Below are 275 nucleotides of genomic sequence, written 5' to 3'. Positions count from 1 at the left end.
GCTTTGAGGCTGGGTGATCGACATCATTCTGCAGCTTCAAGCCGCGCCTGCGCCTTCTCGCGCCGCGCGATCACCACCGGATCGTTTGTAAAATCTGTCCTCGGGCCTGGCTTGCGCCCTCGCTTGACGTAGCCAAGCTTCTCGCTGTTGGTCTTGACGTCAGGTTTGTCCCGCTCGTCCTGCCGCTCTTTGATATAGGCCAACACATCACCGAGCCGCTTGTTCTCAGTGATCGCCGCGTGCGTCACCCGCTGATCCTTGTCGAACACGCGGTA

1 pseudogene is annotated in these 275 nt (G+C 59.6%); it reads right to left on the bottom strand.

The features are described 5' to 3' along the window. Positions 1-23 precede the first annotated feature (23 nt). A pseudogene (locus AC2YI2_RS35255) lies at positions 24-275 on the bottom strand (ISNCY family transposase); the annotation flags it as partial.

Source organism: Rhizobium sp. SRI_017 (assembly GCF_057586295.1).
Note: the sequence above shows the minus strand (reverse complement) of the source record. Positions and strands in the feature narration are given on the sequence as shown.